Source organism: Sphingobacterium sp. UBA5789 (genome assembly GCF_002418355.1).
GTDB lineage: Bacteria > Bacteroidota > Bacteroidia > Sphingobacteriales > Sphingobacteriaceae > Sphingobacterium.
Window position 1 is genome coordinate 81,964 of sequence record NZ_DIDX01000008.1, and the last position, 20,248, is coordinate 102,211.

Sequence of the window (20,248 nt, forward strand, 5' to 3'; positions counted from 1 at the left end):
GGTTATTGAGGGTTTACGATATCTAAATAGCCAGTATATTCTTTTTTATTGAAAATGACCTTATACATGTAGGTACCGTTCGGAAGAGTGCTCGAATTGGATATTCCTAACCAGTCATTTTTATAATCCCGGGCAGAAAACACTAACCTTCCATTTTGATTATATACATATACTTCATTTTCAGGATCAGCTTCGATATTCTTGATCAGCCAGTAATCATTGATCCCATCATTATTCGGTGTTATAATATTATTGATCTTCAGCTGATAGGTCGCTTCGATCAGTTCTAATTGTAATGATGCTGTGGAAATACAACCACCCGAAGATTTACCGGTTACTTTGTAGCGGACTCCTCTGCCGGCATTTATGGTTATACTGTTTCCTGAACCTACAGAGCTCTCATTTGCAAACCATTCATAACTGTAATCAGCAGATGGATTTACTACATGGAGCGTTACAGGTTTATCCTCAAGCAGAGGTCTGTTATTATCGTATACAATTGCTAACTCAGGAGGAGAAGTAGCTGTAATGTTAAAACTTTGTGTGTAAGAGTCTGTGCCGCCATTGTCTGTTCCTCCGTTATCTTTGACGGTGACATTGATGCGGGTTGTACCTGCATATGTCTCTTTCAGTATAATTCTGATAGTTCCTGTAGAAGAAGCCGTTTGAAGTATCTGCAACTCATCAAAGAGATCTACCTGATCTGCCTGAATGGATAGTGTTGTCTGCTGACTGGCTTCTTTTCCCGGAGAAATTCCGTTAATCAGTACCTCGTGTTCTTGTCCGCTGTTGCAATACGTCAGGTCAGCGATATTTTGAAAGGTAGGAGCCTGATTGACAAAATTGATACCTATTGCAAATTCAGTTTCTTTACTGGTCTTGCGATCATTGTCTACCGTTGCGGTAAATTTAATACTCTGGGTGAGGTTGTAGCTAAAATCTGCAGAATCCAGAATACGTACTTCACCTGAGCCTGCATCCAGTTCTATAGCCGGAATACCATTCTGATTGGGGTCATCTGTTTTAAGCAGTTTCCAGTTTCTTAAAGGGCCATTCAACGGATTTGTAGCCTGCAATCTGGTAAGCAGTTTCCCTTTGGGACTTCCTTCATTTACAGCTACAGGAATGACCTGTACAACGGGTAGAGGTAACTCTTCAGTAGTAAAATTACCAATAGTGCTGGAAGCTTTTTCTGTATCCCGGAATGCTTCTACCTTCCAGTAATAAGTCTGCATGTATTCCAGTTCTTCAGGAAGTGCAAATGTATCTGGTCTGATTTGATCTGCAATTTTTATCCATTCATCCGTTGATTTACCAAGGAAAACGCTGTATGTTTCTTCGTCACTTAACCATTTAAAGACAGGATTAAATGCATTCTGGGATGTCGCTTCTTGTGCAGGACTAACCAATACGGGCGGAGCTACAGGAATACCGGTCGCATACAGCTGAGAAATATCTTCGTCAGACAAGGCATAGTTGTAGAGTTTTAATTCGTCTAGTTGATCTCTGTATATTTTATTTTCGGCAGAATTGCCGATAAGGAGGTCTACATTATCCTGTCCTATATTTTGTGCCAGCGCAGAAGCAGTCTTGATAAATTTGCCGTCAATGTAAAGAGATATTTTAGCATTTTCCACATCACGTACAGCAACAATATGATGCCATTGATTATTAAATAAATTGTTGGCTGCTATTCCGGTGGTCACTTCGTTTTTACCACGTCCGCTGACACTGGAATCGTCATCAATGGCAAAAACGAGATTGCCATTATTGTTTAATTGAATACCATACCATCTTCCTACTCCTGAAAATGTACCTTTTTGTATCAGGTAAGCATTGGTTGCTGATGTGGTGTAGGTATTGCTGCTGCCTTTCATCCAAAGGGATATGCTGAAGGAGTTGTAGTCAAACTTGTTTTGCTCTCTGGCTGGTATGACGATTGCTTTAGTTGCAGTTGTCCCGTTGGCTGTTTTAAATTCAACAGCACCATTACTTTTCCCCGCCGCCAGAAATGGAGAGGCACTGAAGGATCGTGCTGTGCCGTGATTAGCATATTTGCTGTAATCGTATCCGACGGCCTGTTGATCATCAAAAGAATAATAACCTACTAATTCACGCTTATTCGGATTAGCTGTAAAACTCCAGACAGGGCTTTCCTTGCTGACTCCATTGTTCTGAACAATGACTTTCCAGTAATATACCGTGCCCGGATCAAGTAATCTGAAGGTAAAGTGCTTTTCTGTTGCTGGTAAGGATGCAGCTTTATGAAGCTGATCTGCAGATGTACCAAAGTAAATATCAAAAGAAGTTGTATTTTCCCCTCCTGACCAACTGACAGCTGTCTGATCTCCCCTTGAAGAAATACCTTTATCTGCCGGAAAAGGAGTATGTGCAGCTAACAGTCCGACATGCTCCAGATAGTCCCTTTGAATCGCTGAGTCTGCTAATGCATAATTGTAGATTTTCAACTCATCCAGTTTGCCGAAATAAGGTGCAGAATTGAGATTGTTCTGTTTTAAAAATTCCAGTTCACCTATATTTCCGATAATCAGATCTGATAATTCACCTATACCGTTAGTTGCTTTACTGATCGTGGCCTCCACACTCAGTTTTCCGTTGCGGAACAGCTTGATTTTTTTGTTTTCTGTATCGCGGATTACGGTTACATGTGTCCATTGTCCGGTGTAGAAATCTGAAGTTTTTGCAGTGATTTCATCCTTTCCGAGGTTGTCATTATCAATCGCAAACCGAAAATTTTCTTCTTTTACTTCTATATTAAAACGGTTTCCGGTAGCGCCAGTAGTCGTATTTTTGGTAATTGATCCTTTGCATAATATATAGGAGCTATTCGTACCAGTCGGACGATCCTCTTGAGCTGCTTTCATCCAGAAGGTAATGGTGAAGGAAGAGTTATTAAGGTATAAATGATCCTTGTGAGGTATACTGGCAGAATAGGTAGAGGGGTCGGCTTTCTTCAGATCAAGGGCTCCATTGTGTACGCCTTCTGTACGTAGTGAGATTCCTAAGTCTGAAGTGCGAGACAGCTCACCATGATTAGCAAATGATGACTGATCAAGTAAGGTTGTTTCCAGATCTTCTGTTGTCTCGTCAAAATTCCAATGTCCGACAAGCATTTTTGGAAAGAGCTGTTCCGTCTTGAATGTCCAGACTTCGCCGGTTGTAATTCCTTTGTCATTAATGGCATCTATCCGCCAGTAATAGGAAGTGTTGTTTTCCAAATCGGATATAACAATACCGGGTGTTGAGCTGTAAGCTATTTCCTGTTTTAAGACAAGATTACCGGCATCTTTTCCGAAATACACTGCGTAAGTTTTAGTATTGCTACTTCCTGCCCAGGAAAGAGTTATAGCACTTTCATTCAGAATAATATGGTTATATAAATGAGCCGGAGAAGGTTGCGCAGCAGGAACAGGAGCAGTAGGTATGGCTGTTGTACGGTGAGATAAAGCCGTGCTGAATACTGATTCTTCCTGATCGTGAATTGATTTTAACCGATAGTAATAAAGGGTGTTAGGCTTGAGGTTATCCTCGGTAAGAGTTGTTTTATTGATATCTGTAGTAGTCACCAGAGTCCATTGTGTCGCATCAGCAGATCTTTCAATCCGGGTTTTTACGTCAGTCGAATTATTCTCCCAGGATAGAGTAAGGACACTTCGTGCGGGTGTTTCATCGTAAGAGAGACTTGTTGCTTTTATGTTTTTTGGAGGCTTTACGAAATCAGTGGGCTGCTCATCTGTGAGCATATTGATATATACCTCAATATTAAGATAGGGAGCATGAGCATTGCTTTCCTTTAAAGCATCTGAGGGATCATTCTTATTGAGACCAAGCCTTTCTTCCCATTCGTCCGGAATCCCATCATTATCCGAGTCTGCAGAAAGCTGGGAAGGGTAAAAGTCTCCCAAACCTCCGTTGCTTAATCCATTATCTGTTTCACGGTACATGTATTGTCCTGATTTTCCGATACTCATCAGATCTGCGATCATACCTGCATCTACCTGATCCCGATTGGGGAAGGTGGCACCCACGTTTGAGATGATCCATTGATAAGCTTCGTAGGCAGACATCCCGGGTGCTATGGTTGGGTAGCTGGAATAATCCGCTGCATTTTTAAAATTTTCAGGTTCAATTCCAGGATACCAGGTGCTGTTGGCTTGTATCTCCGTACCATTCAGTACACCATCATAATTGCGGTCATAGTAGTTGCCACGCTGATACAGGTTAAAATTACCGTTTCCTCTGGAAAATGGTGTTGATTTAGATTGTGGAGTTGCCGGACCGGCAATAAAGTAATTGTTTAACAGGGTTACATTGGATTCTCCGGAAGATTCTCCTCCAAGGATATAAGCATCTGCCGAGATACTGTGATCGGCATAAGTTGTATTTGCATTGCCAAAATTATAAACGACATTATTGACAAACTCATTTATGCCTTTTACTTTAGGATTTCTGGTTTTGTTACTCATGTAGAGCGATTTCAGAATACTGATTTTTCCACCTGTCTGAATCAGTCCGCCTGCAGAGTGATTGTGCCGGTGCAATCCCTGTCCGATAATAGAGTTCTGTATGGTAATGTTATCCGGTTCACTGCCTTTATTATCCCAGTTGATCGAAAACACTTCATCCAGCCCCCAGGAAAAGGACATATGATCAAGTATGATATTCGTTCCGTTTGCAATACCGGAGGCGTCATCATTTTTTCCGGCTCCTCCGTTCACACCTAATCGTATACGAAGATGACGGCTAATCGTATTGGATGCTCCGCTAAATGAAACGCCACGGCCGTACAATACTACTCCATCACCGGGAGCGGTCTGACCTGCAATGGTGGTGTTGGCTGCAACCTGAATTTTGCTGCTGAGGGTGATGATACCGCTAACTTTGAAGATGATAAATCTGCCTGGTTGACTTACGGCATCTCTGAAGGATCCGGGACCACTGTCATTAAGATTGGTTACAAAATATACCGATCGGGAGCTGTATCCCCGTGCTCCGGTAGCATATCGGCCGAAACCTTCTGCTCCGGGAAATGCTAATGTTTGTGCTAAGCTGTTCTGTATGTTTTCGAGCGAAAATAGCAGACAGAACAACATGCAAAGAACATACTTTCTTTTCATATCAGATGTTTGAGTTTTACAATTGGTTAATTTTCAGAGGTATCCCGGTAGAAAGGAGACTCTTTTACAAATTTTACCATTAATTGTGAGATGACTGACCTGAACTATCCTGCTTCGTTAAAGGCTGTTGGTTTTTGATTTGATTATCCCTCCAAAGGAATGGTAACATAAGTTTAAATGTATTGTAACTTCCTGTTTACATACTTTAATAAATGCGAAAGAGCATACAGGTAACTTTGCGTCTACTGTAAAAAAGATTACTTTTGTGATTCGTTATTTTTAGATTAGGCAGTATCTATTCATCAATCTGCCGGTCACAAATTAATCAACCTCAAAATTATGGATAATCAAAAATTTCAATTTTCAGAAGACTGGGTAGTGGTCATTTTAGGTCTGGGAATCATTGCTTTAGCATTATCAGGGATTATTATTCCAACTCCGAAATTTTCCTGGTCAGACTTGCCGTCCCTTCAGCATAATGTCCTGAATTCTGAAAATATTATGGCCATAATATTTCAGTTTGCCGCTGTTTACGGAACTGCAATTGTTGGAGCAGTATTACTGTCTAAACCTTTAAAAGCTCTGTTAACTGTATTTCCCGTTGTATTTGTGTTGACTGTATTCGCACTAATTGCTGCGGGTAATGCTGTTGTCAAGGATTATAATCTGGAGGCCGTCATCTTTAGTTTAGTGATAGGGCTGGTCATCAGTAATTTTTTTAAGTTACCGCAGTGGTTTAAAGAAGCATTAAGCACAGAGTTGTATGTGAAGATAGGCCTGGTATTGCTGGGAACTACTGTCATCTTTGGTGATATCCTCAAAGCAGGCTCTTTGGGATTAATACAGGCTCTTGTTGTTGTTGTTTCCGTGTGGTACTTTGCGTTTTGGTTGTGTAAAAAGTTAAAAATAGATAATGAAATGTCTCTGATGATCTCCAGTGCCGTTTCTATTTGTGGTGTTTCAGCAGCGATTGCCACATCCGGAGCGATTAAAGGAGACAGTAAGAAGCTATCTTATGTCATCTCATTAGTATTGATCACGGCTATACCGATGATGATTTTTATGCCTTATATGGCCAGCTGGATGGGACTTTCACAGGAAGTAACCGGAGCATGGCTTGGTGGAAGTATTGATACGACGGGTGCTGTGGTTGCATCCGGATCACTGGTCGGAGAGGAAGCTTTGAAAATAAGTACCATCGTTAAGTTTTCACAGAATGTATTGTTGGGGATTGCTGCTTTTGCAATCAGTATTTACTGGAGCTATTCCAAATCAGTCAATGAAGAGACAAAACAGGAAAAGCCTACTTTAAAAGTTATTTGGGAGAGATTCCCCAAATTTGTAATCGGTTTTATTTTTGCATCCTTACTTTTCTCTTTTGTCATCTCACCGGAAAAAGTGGATACTGTAAAAGGAAGTTTAAAAAGTCTTCAGGGATTATGGTTTGCTCTGGCTTTTACCTCTATAGGTTTAGAGACCAACTTTAAAGATCTTTTTAAACAGGATAATAAAAAACCACTTTACGCATTTCTGATTGCACAGACTTTCAATGTTATAGTTACACTCTTAATTGCTTTAGTGTTATTCCGGTAAATCAGGATTAGTAATCTGTTATTTTTCCATTTTTTATATGGAAAAATGTAACTTAAAGCATCAATATCAGTGAAGGAATAATTTTTTTATGACAGAAAGGGAACTTTTACAACAATATCGTGCCAGCGGTGAACTGGATGTATTGGGCAAGTTATATGCTCCTTATATGTCGCTTTTATATGGTGTTTGCTTTAAATACCTGAATGATGCAGATCGTAGTCAGGATGCAGTGATGCAAATATTTGAAGAGCTGATTGATAAATTGAGAATTCATCAGGTGGATAACTTCAAAAGTTGGTTATACACGTTTTCACGGAACTATTGCCTGATGCAACTTCGTAAAGATAAACGTGTGCAACAGGTGGACATTGAGGATCATCTTGCAGAGAGTGAGCATTTGTTAGATAACAGTTCTGACCAGTTATGGGATGAAGCACATTTCGAAAAACTGGAAAGCTGTATGTTAACCCTTAATCCGGAGCAGGAGCGTTGTGTACGGTTATTTTATCTGGAACAAAAGTGTTATAAGGATATCGTAGAAGAAACCGGGTATGATATGAATAAGGTGAAAAGCTATATTCAGAACGGAAAGCGCAACCTTAAAATATGTATGGAGAAGAAGTAAAATGGAAAATAATTATCAACTATCACGTATTCACAACTACATCAATGGTTTGATGAGCAAGGATGAGATGTTTCAACTGGAACGTGAGGCGCTGGAAGATCCGTTCCTACAGGATGCGATCGATGGATACCGTATGCAAAATAAGGTAGATATCGGAAAGCTGAGTCTGTTGCAACAACGACTGAATAAGCGGGTAGCGGAGCAACATCAGGAAAAAGGAGTTCGTTTTTTCGGTTGGCAGAGACTTTCTATTGCTTCTGCGGCAGCTGTATTGTTCGTGGTATCACTGGTCTTCTTGTGGATGAAGAATTATATGGTTCAAAAGCAATCACGTACAGTAGATGTAGAGTTAAGTGCAGGAGAATATAGTATTGAAGTCGAACCTATCATGAGTGGGGGAGAAGCTGTACCGGCAGGAGGCTGGAAAAAACTGGATAATTATATACAGAAAAATAACCCCAATTTAGAAGTGGGTGGAAGTGTAACTGTTTCTTTTGAGATAGATGGAAAGGGCAAACCATTTAACATCCGAATAGAAAAGGCTGATAATGATCAGATCGCAAACAGCTCAAAGGCATTACTGGAAAATGGTCCTAAATGGGAAGGTAAATCTGCTACACTCCGGATAGTGTACCCGTCAAGATAATAAATATTACCAGTTTTATTTAAGGAGAGGGTTAGGGAGAGGTTCTTACTTCTGTGTTGCCGGTGAGGACACCCGCACGCACTACCAAACTGTTCTAAGATATTACTGGAAAAAGGTCCTTAAATGGGAAAGTAATATACCCTTCAAGATAAAACAAGAAAGGATGAATCTGAGATTCATCCTTTCTTGTTTATTATTCTTCCCAACGGATCTTTTCTGATATTGGTGTACGGATCGGCTCTCTGCTTTCTGCCTGGTGATGACCCAGGTAAAAGATACCGATACATTTCTGATTCTCTTCCAGATTTAAAAATCCTCCCAGGTGATTGATTAATCCCGGGCTGGCCCAGTAACCGCCTAATCCAAGAGAATGTGCCGCCAGCCAAAGATTTTCTATAGCACATGATGTTGCTGCCAACTCTTCCCATTCAGGCAGTTCGCCTGTATAATTGACAATAAGCGCTATAGCAACATTGGAAGTCGTTGCTTTTTCGCCCATGGTGATCTCTGTTTTTTCCTGATATTTTTCTGCAGGTGTAACCGTTTTATAAATACGGGAAAGTTCTGTACCCAGACGTTTTAATCCTTCTTTGCGGAAGATCACAAAACGCCATGGTTGTGTTCTTTTATGTGTAGGTGCAGCGTTCGCAGCTTCCAATATCGTCAGAATATCTTCACGGCTTACTTCCTGCTCTGTGAAATTGGCTTGAAAAACTGCTCTGCGTGTTTGTATTGCCTCGATTACTTCGTTCTTATTGCTCATATTGTATATAGTCAAAAATTATATTTTAGAAATTATGCCTTCTCTTCCCACAGTGCTGCAATATGCAGAATAGTAATAACCGCTTTCTGCATATCCTGTACAGATACCCATTCCTGTTTGCCATGAAAAGCATGTCCTCCGGCAAATACATTTGGGCAGGGAAGTCCCATAAACGATAGGCGTGACCCGTCCGTACCACCGCGGATACTTCTTCTTTCAGGTGTCATGCCTCCTCGTTTGATAGCCTCCATGCCGATTTCCATAATCTGCGGATACTGGTCGAGCACCTCTTTCATATTACGGTACTGTTCTTTTACTTCCATTGTGAAAGTAGTACCCGGATATCGGGCGATGACAGATTCTGCAATTGCCTCCAGTTCGTCTTCGTGTTTTTTGAGGTTGGAAGTGATATGGTCGCGAACTATAAAATGAATAACCGCTTTTTCTACTGTTCCGGATACACCTGCAGGATGTATAAAACCTTCTTTTTTATTGGTGCTTTCAGGAGAAAGCCTGTCCTTCGGAAGCGCATCGATAATTGCTCCGGCAATTTTGACAGCATTCTGCATTTTACCTTTGGCAAATCCCGGATGCACGGATACACCCTGAATCGTTATTGTAGCACCATCTGCAGAGAATGTTTCATCTTCAATTGTTCCGGCACGCTCACCATCCATAGTATAGGCATAGTCAGCTCCCAGTCTTTTGAGATCTGCTTTATCTACCCCACGGCCAATCTCTTCGTCCGGTGTAAATAAGATCTTGATATCTCCGTGTTTGATTTCAGGATGATTCATGAAGAGACGTGCAGCATCCATGATCTCGGCGATCCCTGCTTTATCGTCTGCTCCCAATAAAGTTGTTCCGCTGGCTGTAATCACATCATTGCCGATTTGATTGGCAAGATCCGGATGCTGATCAAATTTGATAACAATGTTGGGATCATCCGGTAATACCAGATCCTGACCCTGATAATTGCTGTGTACCAAGGGCTTTACATCTTTACCAGATGAATCAGGAGAAGTATCCATATGTGAACAAAAACAGATCTTAGGAACATCCTTATCTGTGTTTGAAGGAATTGTAGCATATACATAGCCATTTTCATCTATTGCCGCATCTGTGATACCAAGGCTCAGCAATTCATTTACAAGGAGATTACCAAGGTTTTTTTGTTTTTCAGTGGAAGGGCAGCTCGGTGATTCGGCGTCTGATTGGGTGTCGATCTGTACATAGCGCTGAAATCTTTCGGAGACCGAAAAATCTGTTATGCTATTGATATCAAATGTACTCATGGTGAAAATTTACGCTTAAAAAAATGATAAGCACAAAATTACGAAACTATAAAGGTATTGACGAATTTTAAAGGGTATTCCTATTTATATTTGGTAATTGCCTTATTTTAAGTTACTTTTATTAAAATCTTAAATTTTGAAAAACAAAGCGCTTCCGTTTTATAAGACCACATTTGTTATATTATTACTTGTGCAGGCCTTCCTGATTTTTAGTGATAATGATATTTGCTTTAGAACAGGCTTAGGAATATTGCTGAGTTATCTGCTGATTCCAATATGGAGTCTTTTGCTCAAAAGAGGCCGGAAAAATATGCAGATTCTTTTTAAACTGTATATCATTATCTGTGGATTATTTTTCATCATGAGTGGCGCTTATCTGTTGGCTACTCATATTATGATCACAGATTATTTTATGCTGAGCCTGACTGTAAAGGGTTTGCTGATGGGAATAGGTGTGGTAATCATCTTCAAATATCAGGAACTGACAGAGATGTATGAAGCTTATCTGGGAAGGGGTATCAAGTCTATAAAATTATAAATACATACTGCTTTGACTTTATACAAAGCAGTATGTGTTGTGTGTTTTTATTTTTTGTCATCAGCCCATCCGAAAACCTTCTGCAGCAGGGGAGTAGTACGTGTACCACCCAAATTATTTCTGATTTTTAATTCCTGATCTGCTACTTTAATAAAAAGACCATCAATAGCTTTCTGCGTGACATAAGCATTCAGATCTGTATTCACTTTTGACAGAGATAAAGGAAGAGAGTTATAGGCTGAGGTTAATTGCGTCCAGTAAGTACTTACATTGTTTTTTCCTAATGCTCCTTCTACTATAGGGCTGAATTTGGAGGTTAACTCCGGGGTTGTCGTTGTTTTGAAAAATGTCGTAGCCGCATCCTGTTTTCCACTCAGAAGAATATTGTAAGCATCTGTAATAGTCATTTTGGATAAAGAATTGGCAAATACCGGAGCAGCTTCTTTGACTGCTGTTTCGGCAGCACCATTAAGACTGGAAATAAATTGATCACATAATTTCCCCATACCTACACTTCGCAGTGTTTTTTCGATTTTCTGTGCTTCAGGAGGCATTAAAATTTTCACAGCTGCATCACCGAGAAAACCATCTTTTGCTGACAGTGAATTTATACTGGATGTCAGACCATTGCTCAACGCCTGCTTAAGGCCGGAATTCATTTCCGTACTGCTCAATGTTGTCTTGCTCGCAGAAGTATCCTTTTGTTGTTGCTGATTTGTTTTTTTTGTTACTTTTTTTAGAATCTGAGCATGAGCCTCTTGTGTCAGTGACCCGGCTAATAATGATATGGCGAGAGTAAGGTAAATGTGTTTTTTCATGTCGTAAAAATCTGTTACAAAGATAATAGTATGATTGCGAAAATCGTGTAGCGTTTAATCTACCGTTCAAAAAGTAGGAAAAATAAAATAGAGAATGGTATCAGGTTGAAGAAACAACCTGTTTTTAGGAAGTAGAAATTACTGACTCCTGCAACAGGAGTCAGTAATCCGTATATTGGTTCTGTATAAGAGAATAGACCTTAATTCTGTATCAGATCTACCATGACAGGGAAGTGATCTGAAGGGTATTTTCCAACATAAGTATCCGTCAGAATTCCATATTTTTTAACAGAAAACTGAGGGGTGATAAATATATGGTCTATGCGTTCTGCCGGTTTAATGCTCTTGCCAAAACCATTGAAAGTTGAGTTTGGAGCATATCTATTATCAATTTTGGTGTAGCTGTCGGCAACAACCCCACTGTTTGCTAATGTGAAATATGCTTCATCTGTTTCCGAAACATTAAAATCACCGGTAATAATGAGCGGTAAGTTTCCTGCAAATTCTTTGGCTTTGGCCATCATCAGTTTTGCACTTTCTTTACGGGCAGTGACACCGACATGATCAAAGTGAGTATTCATGAGGATAAATTGTTTTTTGGTTTTTTTATCCTTGAATATTCCCCAGGTACAGATCCTTGGCAAAGCAGCATCCCATCCTTTATTTGGTTTGCTGATATCTGTGGCTGAGAGCCAGAATGTTCCACTCTTGGAGACTTCAAATCGCTTGGTGTCGTAGAAAATTGCGGAATATTCCCCTTGTTCAGCACCATCATCTCGTCCAACACCAATGTACTTAAACCCTGGTAATAAACGCTCCATGTCAGCCAGCTGATCATTAAATCCTTCCTGTGTCCCGAATATTTCAAACTGATGAAATTTGATGAGATTGGTTAATGCTTCTTTTCGTTCATCCCACATGTTACCTATATCATGTGTGTTTTTTTGACGGATGTTGTAAGTCGCAATTCGAAACTGCTGTGCGTACGTAAGCGTACTGATAAGTGCAACAAGAACAGTAGTTATAATCGTTTTTCTCATTTTTTACTTTTTAGAAGTTCAGCTAACAATTCCGGATTATCCGTAGTCAGATAGTCTACCTTTTGATCCAGCAAAATCTGCATTTCTTCTTCTGTATTTACAGTCCATGCATTTACTTTAAGACCCAGATCCTGCAATTCTTTTATCCAGGTTGGATTTTTCTTATACACAGAGAAATGATAATCGGCACCTGCCATTTTATCGTTCTTTAATTCCTGCGGACTTTTATCTCCCATCAGATAATGAACTTTTGCTTTAGGATTGAGCTCTACAATTTTTTTGCAGGCATTGTAATCAAAAGCGATATATTCTACCATCTTTTCTCCTTTTAGCTTTTTGACAAGTTCTACAGATTTCTGAGCAGCTAACAAGGTACGATCCAGACCCAGTTTATTTGTTTTTAGTTCATAGATCAATTTCGTTTTTTTCTGTTTCAAACCTTCTTTCAGATACTCTTCTGCCGTAGGGATAGATTCTCCGTTGGGATGTTTCTTCTTTAACAATTCATCGTAGGTAGAAGTGGCAATATCCAAACCATAAAAATCATTATCATGGTTTACGACCAGTACATCGTCCTTTGTAAGGTGGACATCAAACTCAGAACCAAATACACCTTCTGTAATTGCCGCATCAAGAGATGCGAGAGAATTCTGAGGTAAGTTTGTGTTCTTCCATGCACCACGATGGGCGATAATAGGATTCTTTTGGGCAGATACAGCAGAAATACTTGCTCCTAAAATGAGCAGACTTAAAACCAGGTTTTTCATATATGTTTAATTTGTTGTTTGAGCGTTTATAAAACTAAAATGGCATTTGCTACAGCTCTTTCTCCTTCATGATCAAAGAGTTTGTTGTCTGTCGGATAATTGACAATCCCATTTTTACCTTCATCTTTTATGTATAATGTTGTAGATCCGCCACCATCCAGATTAAGCGCATCCTTTCCTTTTAGCCATTTCAGTACATCCGAAAGCTCAATAAGGGACATCCCATAGGCTTTCGCATTGCGGCCATCAACAGTAATCAGAATCAGTTTTCGGTCTGTTGTCAATGCTATTGCCGTGCGTGGGTGACGATTATTGTTAAAGGCGTTACTGTCAAGGTCTGCACGGTGTGATTGATGTAATAACAGCGGACCACAGGTCATGACATTAGGCATTTTTATTTTTTTATCCCATGTGCTGTCACAGTCATCACCTTTTAGAATAACAATTTTTTTAGCGTTAAATGCCAATGCTCCATTACTTCGAAAACTTCTTTTATCAGATTTGCCTTCTTTCAGTACGGTTTCATTGATAAGTTGTTTGTTGATTCTGACAAGTGTGGTTCCGCCGCCAGTTTTCGTGTTGAAAAAAGCTCCGTTGATGGCTGCGGTTGCGTTGACTTCAGATGCGAATGTAGTTGTATTTTTAAATCCGGTATGCAGACCCGCAAGCCGGATAGGTTGTTTTATTTTCTGAAGATCAATTTCAATAAAGTTGATCTCCTGCTCACCTTTGAAGAGATTGTCAAAGTGACCCTGTTTCCATACGATACCGGGTTTCAGCTGTTTTTCTTGCCATTGCTTGTTGGACACAAGTAAGGAATCGCTTTCCTGCGCAAAAGAAAACTGAAATATAAATGTGGATAAAAGAACTATTGCATAAGCAAAACGATCCATAGGAAATTAGTTTGTGACTACTAATCTACCTAATTAGAATAAAATAACAGTTAAGTAACTGTTATTTTACTCCTTCCCATTCTGCATAAAATTGTTCCAGATATTGCTCCATGTACTGATGTCTTCCTTCTGCCATCTTTTTAGCAGTAGGCGTATTCATCTTATCCTTCAGTAGCAACAGTTTTTCGTAAAAATGATTGATGGTAGGGGCAGTGGTTTTCTTATACGCTTCTTTATCCATATTTTCCATAACAGGAATATTCGGATTATAGATTTCTCTGTTTTTAAAGCCACCATAAGTAAAGGCTCTTGCAATACCTATTGCTCCTATTGCATCCAGCCGGTCGGCATCCTGAACTATTTCCAATTCTTTTGAATGAAAATTGCGCTCTCCGAGGCTCGCCTTGAATGACATGTTTAGGATAATAGCCTGTACCTGTTCTACGACCTGAGGATCTACACCTTCGCTGCTTAGAAATTCTCCGGCTACACGCGGACCTATCGTTTCATCACCATTATGAAATTTACTGTCTGCAATGTCATGCAAAAGTGCTGTCAATTCACAGATAAGCTCATCAGCCTCCTCATGTTGGAGGATCATACGGGTATTATTCCATACCCGCTGTATATGCCACCAGTCATGGCCGGATTCGGCCTGCTCAAGACTTTTTTTAACAAATGCTACCGTTTTCTCAATGATATTATTCATAGATTACTTTTGTCTTATCGCGTGTACCTTCATACAGATCATATTCCAGTAACCTACAGTCTAGCTTACCATTATAAAATTCTGTTCTTCTGGAAGCCCTAAGCCCGATTTTTTTAGCCAGATCAGGATTCCCTGTAAAAATATAGCCTTTGTATCCTTTACAGTTCTGCTTCATAAAATCACCTATACGCTTGTAGGTAATTTCCAGTTTGGTATGCGTACCCAATCGCTCTCCATATTCCGGGTTGAATACAACAACTCCTTTTTCGTCAGGGACGGATGTTTCTGCAAAATCACATACTTCAAAATGGATCAACTGATCCACACCGGCAGTGCGTGCATTCATTTTCGCAATTTCAATAGCTTCTTCTGAAATGTCAGAGGCAATTATAGTAGGTGTATTTTTTTTGTTAACCTGTTCTTTCAGGTTTCTTCTTTCCTGAAAAAAGACCTCTTCATTATACCCGATAAAATGCATAAATGAGTAATTCATGCGGTATAATCCTGGTCTGCGGTTTGTTGCTATAAGTGCTGCCTCTATCGCTAAAGTTCCCGATCCACACATCGGATTGACAAAAGGCGATTTATCATCCCATTTCGTCGCAAATATTGTACTTGCAGCCAGTGCTTCCAACATCGGAGCTTTACCCGGATGCTTACGATAACCATGTTTTGCAAGAGTTTCTCCCGAGGTATCCAGAAAGATTTCTGCACGGTCATCCTTCCAGTAAAGATGAATGACAGCCTTATTAAGCTCAGGGCCGGTATTCGGACGAACGCCTTTTTTCTCTTTGATCCGGTCTACTATAGCATCTTTCACTTTTACATTCGCAAAAAGTGGAGTCGTGATTGTCTCGTTACTCACATTGGATGTTACAGAAAAATAACTGTCAAACGGGATTAGATTTTCCCATTCAATTTTGACCAGTTCGTTGTATAATTCTTCCGGATTCGAGGCTTTAAATTCCTTTAAAGAATACAAGATCTGGGAGGCTGTACGCAGATTGAGGTTTAGTTTAATAGATTCGTTTACAGAGTTGTATAGCTCTACTCCTGTATTGAATGTACGTTTGATCTCAAAACCTAAGGCCTGGACTTCTTCTTGCAGATAAGGAGAAAGTCTCTTATTGCAAGTTATAATGATTTTATTGGGGGTGTTGAAAACTTCCATAGTAATTTTGACAAAGTTAGTTAATCTTGTACTCAAAAATTGCTTATTTTTACGGTTTAATATTTAACATTATGGAAATTAGAGGAAAAGTACATGAAGTTGGGGCAACTCAGCAGGTAACAGAATCATTCAAAAAACGTGATATCATTGTTGCTTATGCAGAAAACCCGCAATTTGTAGAATATATTCGTTTTGAAGCTACACAAGATAGAACGTCCATTTTTGATAACCTTACAATCGGTGAGGAAATTGAAATTTCATTTAACCTGAGAGGTCGTCCCTGGACAAATAAAGAAGGTATCACTACATACTTCAATTCTTTAGTGGCATGGAGAGTAACAAAATTAGCAGGTTCTTCAGCTGCGGCTCCGGCTCCTGGATATGCAGATATGCCTGCACCGGTTGATATTTCTTCTTCAGGTTCAGATGATGACGATTTGCCTTTCTAATCTGATCAATTTAAAATATATAGGAAGGGCAACAATGATTATTGTTGCCCTTCTTGTTTTTTATCCGGCAACATACTTTCCGTAAGGTATTTTGCGTATCAGATAAATCAAGAGCATACTTCCCAACAGGGTAGCAATAGTAGCCAGAGGAACCTTGATCCAGATTTCATCCGGTAACCGGGGATGTACATAGTTCAATATCAGAATGTGAGCTAAGTAAATACCAAAACTGTATTTGTCTATAGCATCCATCCATCCGGGGATATTCCGGGCAGAAGAAACCGCTTTCAAAAAGGAGAAAATTCCTGCTGCAGCAAGTGCGGTGTTAGGAAGGACATAACCGTAGAAAGAGGGATCATACTTTTGTTGTGCGATACTAAGGTGGTGCGTTATACCAATCGTAAAAGCACAAGCTGTATTAAAAATAACCAGCGAAAGAATCTTTTGACGGCTGAAGTCTTTGACCGAAAGATAATAGCCTAGTACAAAATAACCAATATATCCGGAGAAGAATGTAAGATCTATCTTCAGGAAATACTCCTCCCATCTTTTATTTGTAACGTATAAGGAGATAAACCATATCAGAAGAAAAATTTCTATCTCCCGCAAAGAAGCTGATCTGATCATCCTTCTTAAAAAGGGAACTGCAAGGTAAAGCCCTAATATCATATACAGATACCAAAGATGTGCATTTGCACCTGTTCTCAATTTTTGCCATGATATACTAACAATCTGTTGAAAAGACAACTGATCAAAGGAAGTGTATCGGGAAAAATAATAGATAATGTAAACAATAGTCCAGAACAAAAACGGCGGGATAATTTTTAAGAGCCTGTTCTTGTAAAAATCTGTCGTGCTTTCATCTTTCTGCAAAAGCAATGCTCCGGAGATCATCACAAACAGAGGGACTGCACAACGTGTCAGCCCGTTTATCCAGTTTGCATAATCCCAATTGAACGATCCCACCGCTGCACTCTGTAAATATCCGGTGGTTGCATGGATAAGGATGACACCTATGGTAGCCAGGATGCGGATATTGCTGATGTAAATAGCGCGGGTTGCCATGGCATCTGATAAAAAGTTGTGGATGATTTACAATTCCCAGCGTTTTTTAGGAACACAGGTAATGTCTTGTTTTTTATGAAGTACTATTGGACGCTGATCAAAACGATTTTCCAGAATCAGAGAATCTTTGCTGTATTTTGCAATTTTGAATCTCGGCAGGTACTGCCCCTGTTTATAACAGCCGGATAATTTCTGTTTTCCGTTCTCCTTCGTATAAACTCCTTCTACGATCATACTGTCTCCTCTGACAACGTATACAGCTTTGGCATATTCTTTCCAGTTTCCGTTTTGATAGCAGCTATCTGACATGCGTTGTACCGTTGAATGCACATCCATGGTCGTATAAATGGAGTCGCAGGTGATTTTGAAGGAATGCAAAGTATAGGACAGCATCTGATCCTGATGTGGTATACTATCCTGTTCCCAGACGCCTTGCAGATATTCCGCCCCTTTTCCCTGAATATCGGAGCGTCGCTGGCAACTTCCAAAAATCAAAAGCATACCTGCTAAAGGCAGCAGGTATGCTTTTAAAAGTGAAAAAATGGATTTTTTAATCTTCACCATATTATTTCAGGCTTCCCACCATGTCTTCAGGTTTTACCCAAGCATCAAAATCTTCAGCAGAGACATAGCCCAAACGAACAGCTTCTTCTTTCAAAGTAGTACCATTTTTATGTGCTGTCTGTGCAATTTCTGCAGATTTGTAATACCCGATTTTAGTGTTTAAAGCTGTTACCAACATCAATGAGTTATCTACCAGTTCTTTAATACGTTTGTAATTTGGCTCAATTCCGCTTGCACAGTGTTCGTCAAAGGATACGCAGGCATCACCCAGTAAACGTGCCGACTGAAGGAAGTTCGCCGCCATCAGAGGTTTGAATACATTAAGCTCATAGTGACCTTGTGTACCACCGATAGTGATAGCTACGTCATTACCCATTACCTGAGCTGCAACCATAGTCAAAGCCTCACATTGTGTAGGATTTACTTTTCCAGGCATGATAGAAGATCCTGGTTCGTTCTCCGGAATAAGGATTTCTCCGATTCCTGAGCGAGGACCTGAGGCCAGCATACGGATGTCGTTTGCAATTTTATTTAAGGAAACAGCAAGTTGTTTTAGTGCACCGTGAGTTTCTACGATGGCATCATGAGCGGCTAAAGCTTCAAATTTGTTTTCTGCTGTAACAAATGGAAGACCTGTAAATTCGGCAATATATTTAGCGACAACTACGTCGTATCCGTCAGGAGTATTTAATCCTGTACCTACTGCAGTACCACCTAAAGCTAATTCGGATAAATGAGATAATGTGTTTCTCAATGCTTTTAAACCGTGGTTTAACTGAGCTACATATCCGGATAATTCCTGACCTAATGTCAACGGAGTAGCATCCATTAAGTGTGTACGGCCGATTTTTACTACATTCTTAAATGCTTCCGCTTTTTTCGCCAATGTATCACGAAGTTTCTCCACACCGGGGATAGTTACTTCTGCTACGGCTTTATAAGCTGCAATGTGCATTCCGGTAGGGAAGGTGTCATTAGAAGATTGAGACTTGTTGACATCGTCATTTGCTTTCAGGACGGGTTCGCCTTCGCCAATCTTAAAACCGGCAAGTACCTGAGCACGGTTAGCTACGACTTCATTCACATTCATATTAGACTGTGTACCTGAACCCGTTTGCCAGATTACTAACGGAAACTGGTCATCCAGTTTACCCGCAAGGATTTCATCACATACAGCACCGATAGCATCACGCTTTTCAACAGGTAATACACCTAATTCATGATTAGCATAAGCTGCAGCTTTTTTTAGATAAGCAAAGCCTGCTACAATCTCATGAGGCATAGATGCAGAAGGTCCGATTTTGAAATTATTGCGTGAGCGCTCCGTTTGTGCCCCCCAGTATTTATCTGCAGGGACCTGTACTTCGCCCATAGTATCTTTTTCGATTCTAAATGACATAGTATTTATATTTTATAGTTATCTCACAAAGTTAATGAACTAAACCTTAAACCGAAAATGATATCTGTCAGATTGTAAGGCTGGCTCATCAATAAACAGATTATTTTTGTGTATACTGTTTTTCCTATCGATGATCCGATACCTGCTGGCAAGACTGTCAATAGCCCAGTCTTCTTGTCAGTTGTTCATTCACATGATGAAACAACTGTTTTGGTTTCAGGGTACGCCATGGCATCTGATCGAATATTCCTCCGAAATTGATGTAATAGTCTATGTTATGAGATTTAAATTCCTCGATGACGTGTGATCTGAAATTAAGGCCAGCTATCCATCCGTCCTCAATATTTTGAAACCACTCTTCATAATAAAGATCATCTGAAGCGTGGAAATTAAGGACATTTTCGCCGATTAAAATGAATTTGGTAATGCCTTCATCGATCATCAGATCTATCAATTCTCTTTTCAGCAGCATAATGTCATTATAGATAGCATCATTCCACTCTCCTATAAATTCAATAATAGTATAGCCTTTGTCGTAATCTACATACAAAACCTTTAAATACAGGGTCGAAGAGCCAAAGTGATCCCACTGAGGATGGAGTAAAAAATTATAAATCTGTTTGTCGTATTCAAACTCATTATAGATCGTTCCGTAAAAAGGGGACAGTTCATCTTCCGAGGCAATATAATAGTCTCTCCAATTATAAAAAGGCTCGATTTCGTGCATGATATTCTGTTTGTTGAATTCGATTATCGTTTTGGTGTCAAAATTGGT

18 protein-coding genes are annotated in these 20,248 nt (G+C 39.8%); 5 read left to right on the plus strand and 13 right to left on the minus strand.

Annotated features, from left to right (window positions below; genetic code table 11):
* Positions 1-2: 2 nt before the first annotated feature.
* Positions 3-5,138 carry a LamG-like jellyroll fold domain-containing protein gene (locus tag B4B65_RS21345; protein ID WP_293918713.1) on the minus strand — a complete coding sequence of 1,712 codons (5,136 nt, stop codon included), beginning with the start codon at positions 5,136-5,138 and terminating at the stop codon, positions 3-5.
* Positions 5,139-5,477: 339 nt separating this feature from the next.
* Between B4B65_RS21345 and B4B65_RS21350 the strand changes: the two genes are divergently transcribed.
* The 3 genes from B4B65_RS21350 (at position 5,478) to B4B65_RS21360 (ending at position 8,002) form a co-directional block, all read left to right on the plus strand.
* A complete protein-coding gene (locus B4B65_RS21350) occupies positions 5,478-6,731 on the plus strand; it encodes a YeiH family protein (protein WP_293918715.1) in 1,254 nt (417 codons plus the stop codon).
* Between the two features lie 88 nt (positions 6,732-6,819).
* Positions 6,820-7,356, plus strand: coding sequence for an RNA polymerase sigma factor (locus B4B65_RS21355; protein WP_201680779.1), 537 nt, complete (start codon positions 6,820-6,822; stop codon positions 7,354-7,356).
* Between the two features lies 1 nt (position 7,357).
* A complete protein-coding gene (locus B4B65_RS21360) occupies positions 7,358-8,002 on the plus strand; it encodes a hypothetical protein (protein ID WP_293918717.1) in 645 nt (214 codons plus the stop codon).
* 193 nt (positions 8,003-8,195) lie between these two features.
* Here the strand turns inward: B4B65_RS21360 and B4B65_RS21365 are convergent, their stop codons facing one another.
* Positions 8,196-8,765 (minus strand): nitroreductase family protein, encoded by a 570-nt coding sequence (locus B4B65_RS21365; RefSeq protein ID WP_293918719.1) that lies wholly within the window; start codon positions 8,763-8,765, stop codon positions 8,196-8,198.
* A gap of 32 nt (positions 8,766-8,797) precedes the next feature.
* On the minus strand, positions 8,798-10,060 hold the full coding sequence (pepT, locus tag B4B65_RS21370) for a peptidase T (RefSeq protein ID WP_293918721.1): 1,263 nt from the start codon (positions 10,058-10,060) through the stop codon (positions 8,798-8,800).
* Positions 10,061-10,196: 136 nt separating this feature from the next.
* On the opposite strand from pepT, the gene B4B65_RS21375 reads away from it, so the two are divergent.
* Positions 10,197-10,598, plus strand: coding sequence for a hypothetical protein (locus tag B4B65_RS21375; protein ID WP_293918723.1), 402 nt, complete (start codon positions 10,197-10,199; stop codon positions 10,596-10,598).
* Between the two features lie 47 nt (positions 10,599-10,645).
* Here B4B65_RS21375 and B4B65_RS21380 read toward each other — a convergent pair whose 3' ends face one another.
* From B4B65_RS21380 to B4B65_RS21405, 6 genes are all read right to left on the minus strand, one after another.
* Complete coding sequence (locus tag B4B65_RS21380; protein ID WP_293918725.1) at positions 10,646-11,416, minus strand: DUF4197 domain-containing protein; 771 nt, start codon at positions 11,414-11,416, stop codon at positions 10,646-10,648.
* Between the two features lie 200 nt (positions 11,417-11,616).
* Positions 11,617-12,456, minus strand: coding sequence for an endonuclease/exonuclease/phosphatase family protein (locus tag B4B65_RS21385; RefSeq protein ID WP_293918727.1), 840 nt, complete (start codon positions 12,454-12,456; stop codon positions 11,617-11,619).
* Positions 12,453-13,223: a glycerophosphodiester phosphodiesterase gene (locus B4B65_RS21390; protein ID WP_201680773.1), complete on the minus strand. Its 771-nt coding sequence runs from the start codon at positions 13,221-13,223 to the stop codon at positions 12,453-12,455. The genes B4B65_RS21385 and B4B65_RS21390 overlap by 4 nt, the downstream gene beginning before the upstream one ends.
* A 26-nt stretch (positions 13,224-13,249) precedes the next feature.
* A complete protein-coding gene (locus tag B4B65_RS21395; protein ID WP_293918729.1) occupies positions 13,250-14,116 on the minus strand; it encodes a phosphodiester glycosidase family protein in 867 nt (288 codons plus the stop codon).
* 61 nt (positions 14,117-14,177) lie between these two features.
* Entirely contained in the window at positions 14,178-14,825 is a 648-nt protein-coding gene (locus B4B65_RS21400; RefSeq protein ID WP_293918731.1) for an HD domain-containing protein, read from the minus strand.
* Positions 14,818-15,996: a THUMP domain-containing class I SAM-dependent RNA methyltransferase gene (locus tag B4B65_RS21405; protein ID WP_201681655.1), complete on the minus strand. Its 1,179-nt coding sequence runs from the start codon at positions 15,994-15,996 to the stop codon at positions 14,818-14,820. The genes B4B65_RS21400 and B4B65_RS21405 overlap by 8 nt, the downstream gene beginning before the upstream one ends.
* A gap of 71 nt (positions 15,997-16,067) precedes the next feature.
* Here B4B65_RS21405 and B4B65_RS21410 point away from each other — a divergent pair, with 71 nt between their 5' ends.
* Positions 16,068-16,445 carry a DUF3127 domain-containing protein gene (locus B4B65_RS21410; RefSeq protein ID WP_002999697.1) on the plus strand — a complete coding sequence of 126 codons (378 nt, stop codon included), beginning with the start codon at positions 16,068-16,070 and terminating at the stop codon, positions 16,443-16,445.
* A gap of 60 nt (positions 16,446-16,505) precedes the next feature.
* Here B4B65_RS21410 and B4B65_RS21415 read toward each other — a convergent pair whose 3' ends face one another.
* The 4 genes from B4B65_RS21415 to B4B65_RS21430 form a co-directional block, all read right to left on the minus strand.
* Entirely contained in the window at positions 16,506-17,510 is a 1,005-nt protein-coding gene (locus B4B65_RS21415; RefSeq protein WP_293918733.1) for an acyltransferase, read from the minus strand.
* A 27-nt stretch (positions 17,511-17,537) separates the two neighbouring features.
* Entirely contained in the window at positions 17,538-18,074 is a 537-nt protein-coding gene (locus B4B65_RS21420) for a fumarate hydratase (protein WP_293918735.1), read from the minus strand.
* 1 nt (position 18,075) lies between these two features.
* Positions 18,076-19,473, minus strand: a complete 1,398-nt coding sequence (fumC, locus tag B4B65_RS21425; protein WP_201680768.1) for a class II fumarate hydratase — start codon at positions 19,471-19,473, stop codon at positions 18,076-18,078.
* A gap of 157 nt (positions 19,474-19,630) precedes the next feature.
* Entirely contained in the window at positions 19,631-20,200 is a 570-nt protein-coding gene (locus tag B4B65_RS21430) for a hypothetical protein (protein ID WP_293918738.1), read from the minus strand.
* Positions 20,201-20,248 lie beyond the last annotated feature (48 nt).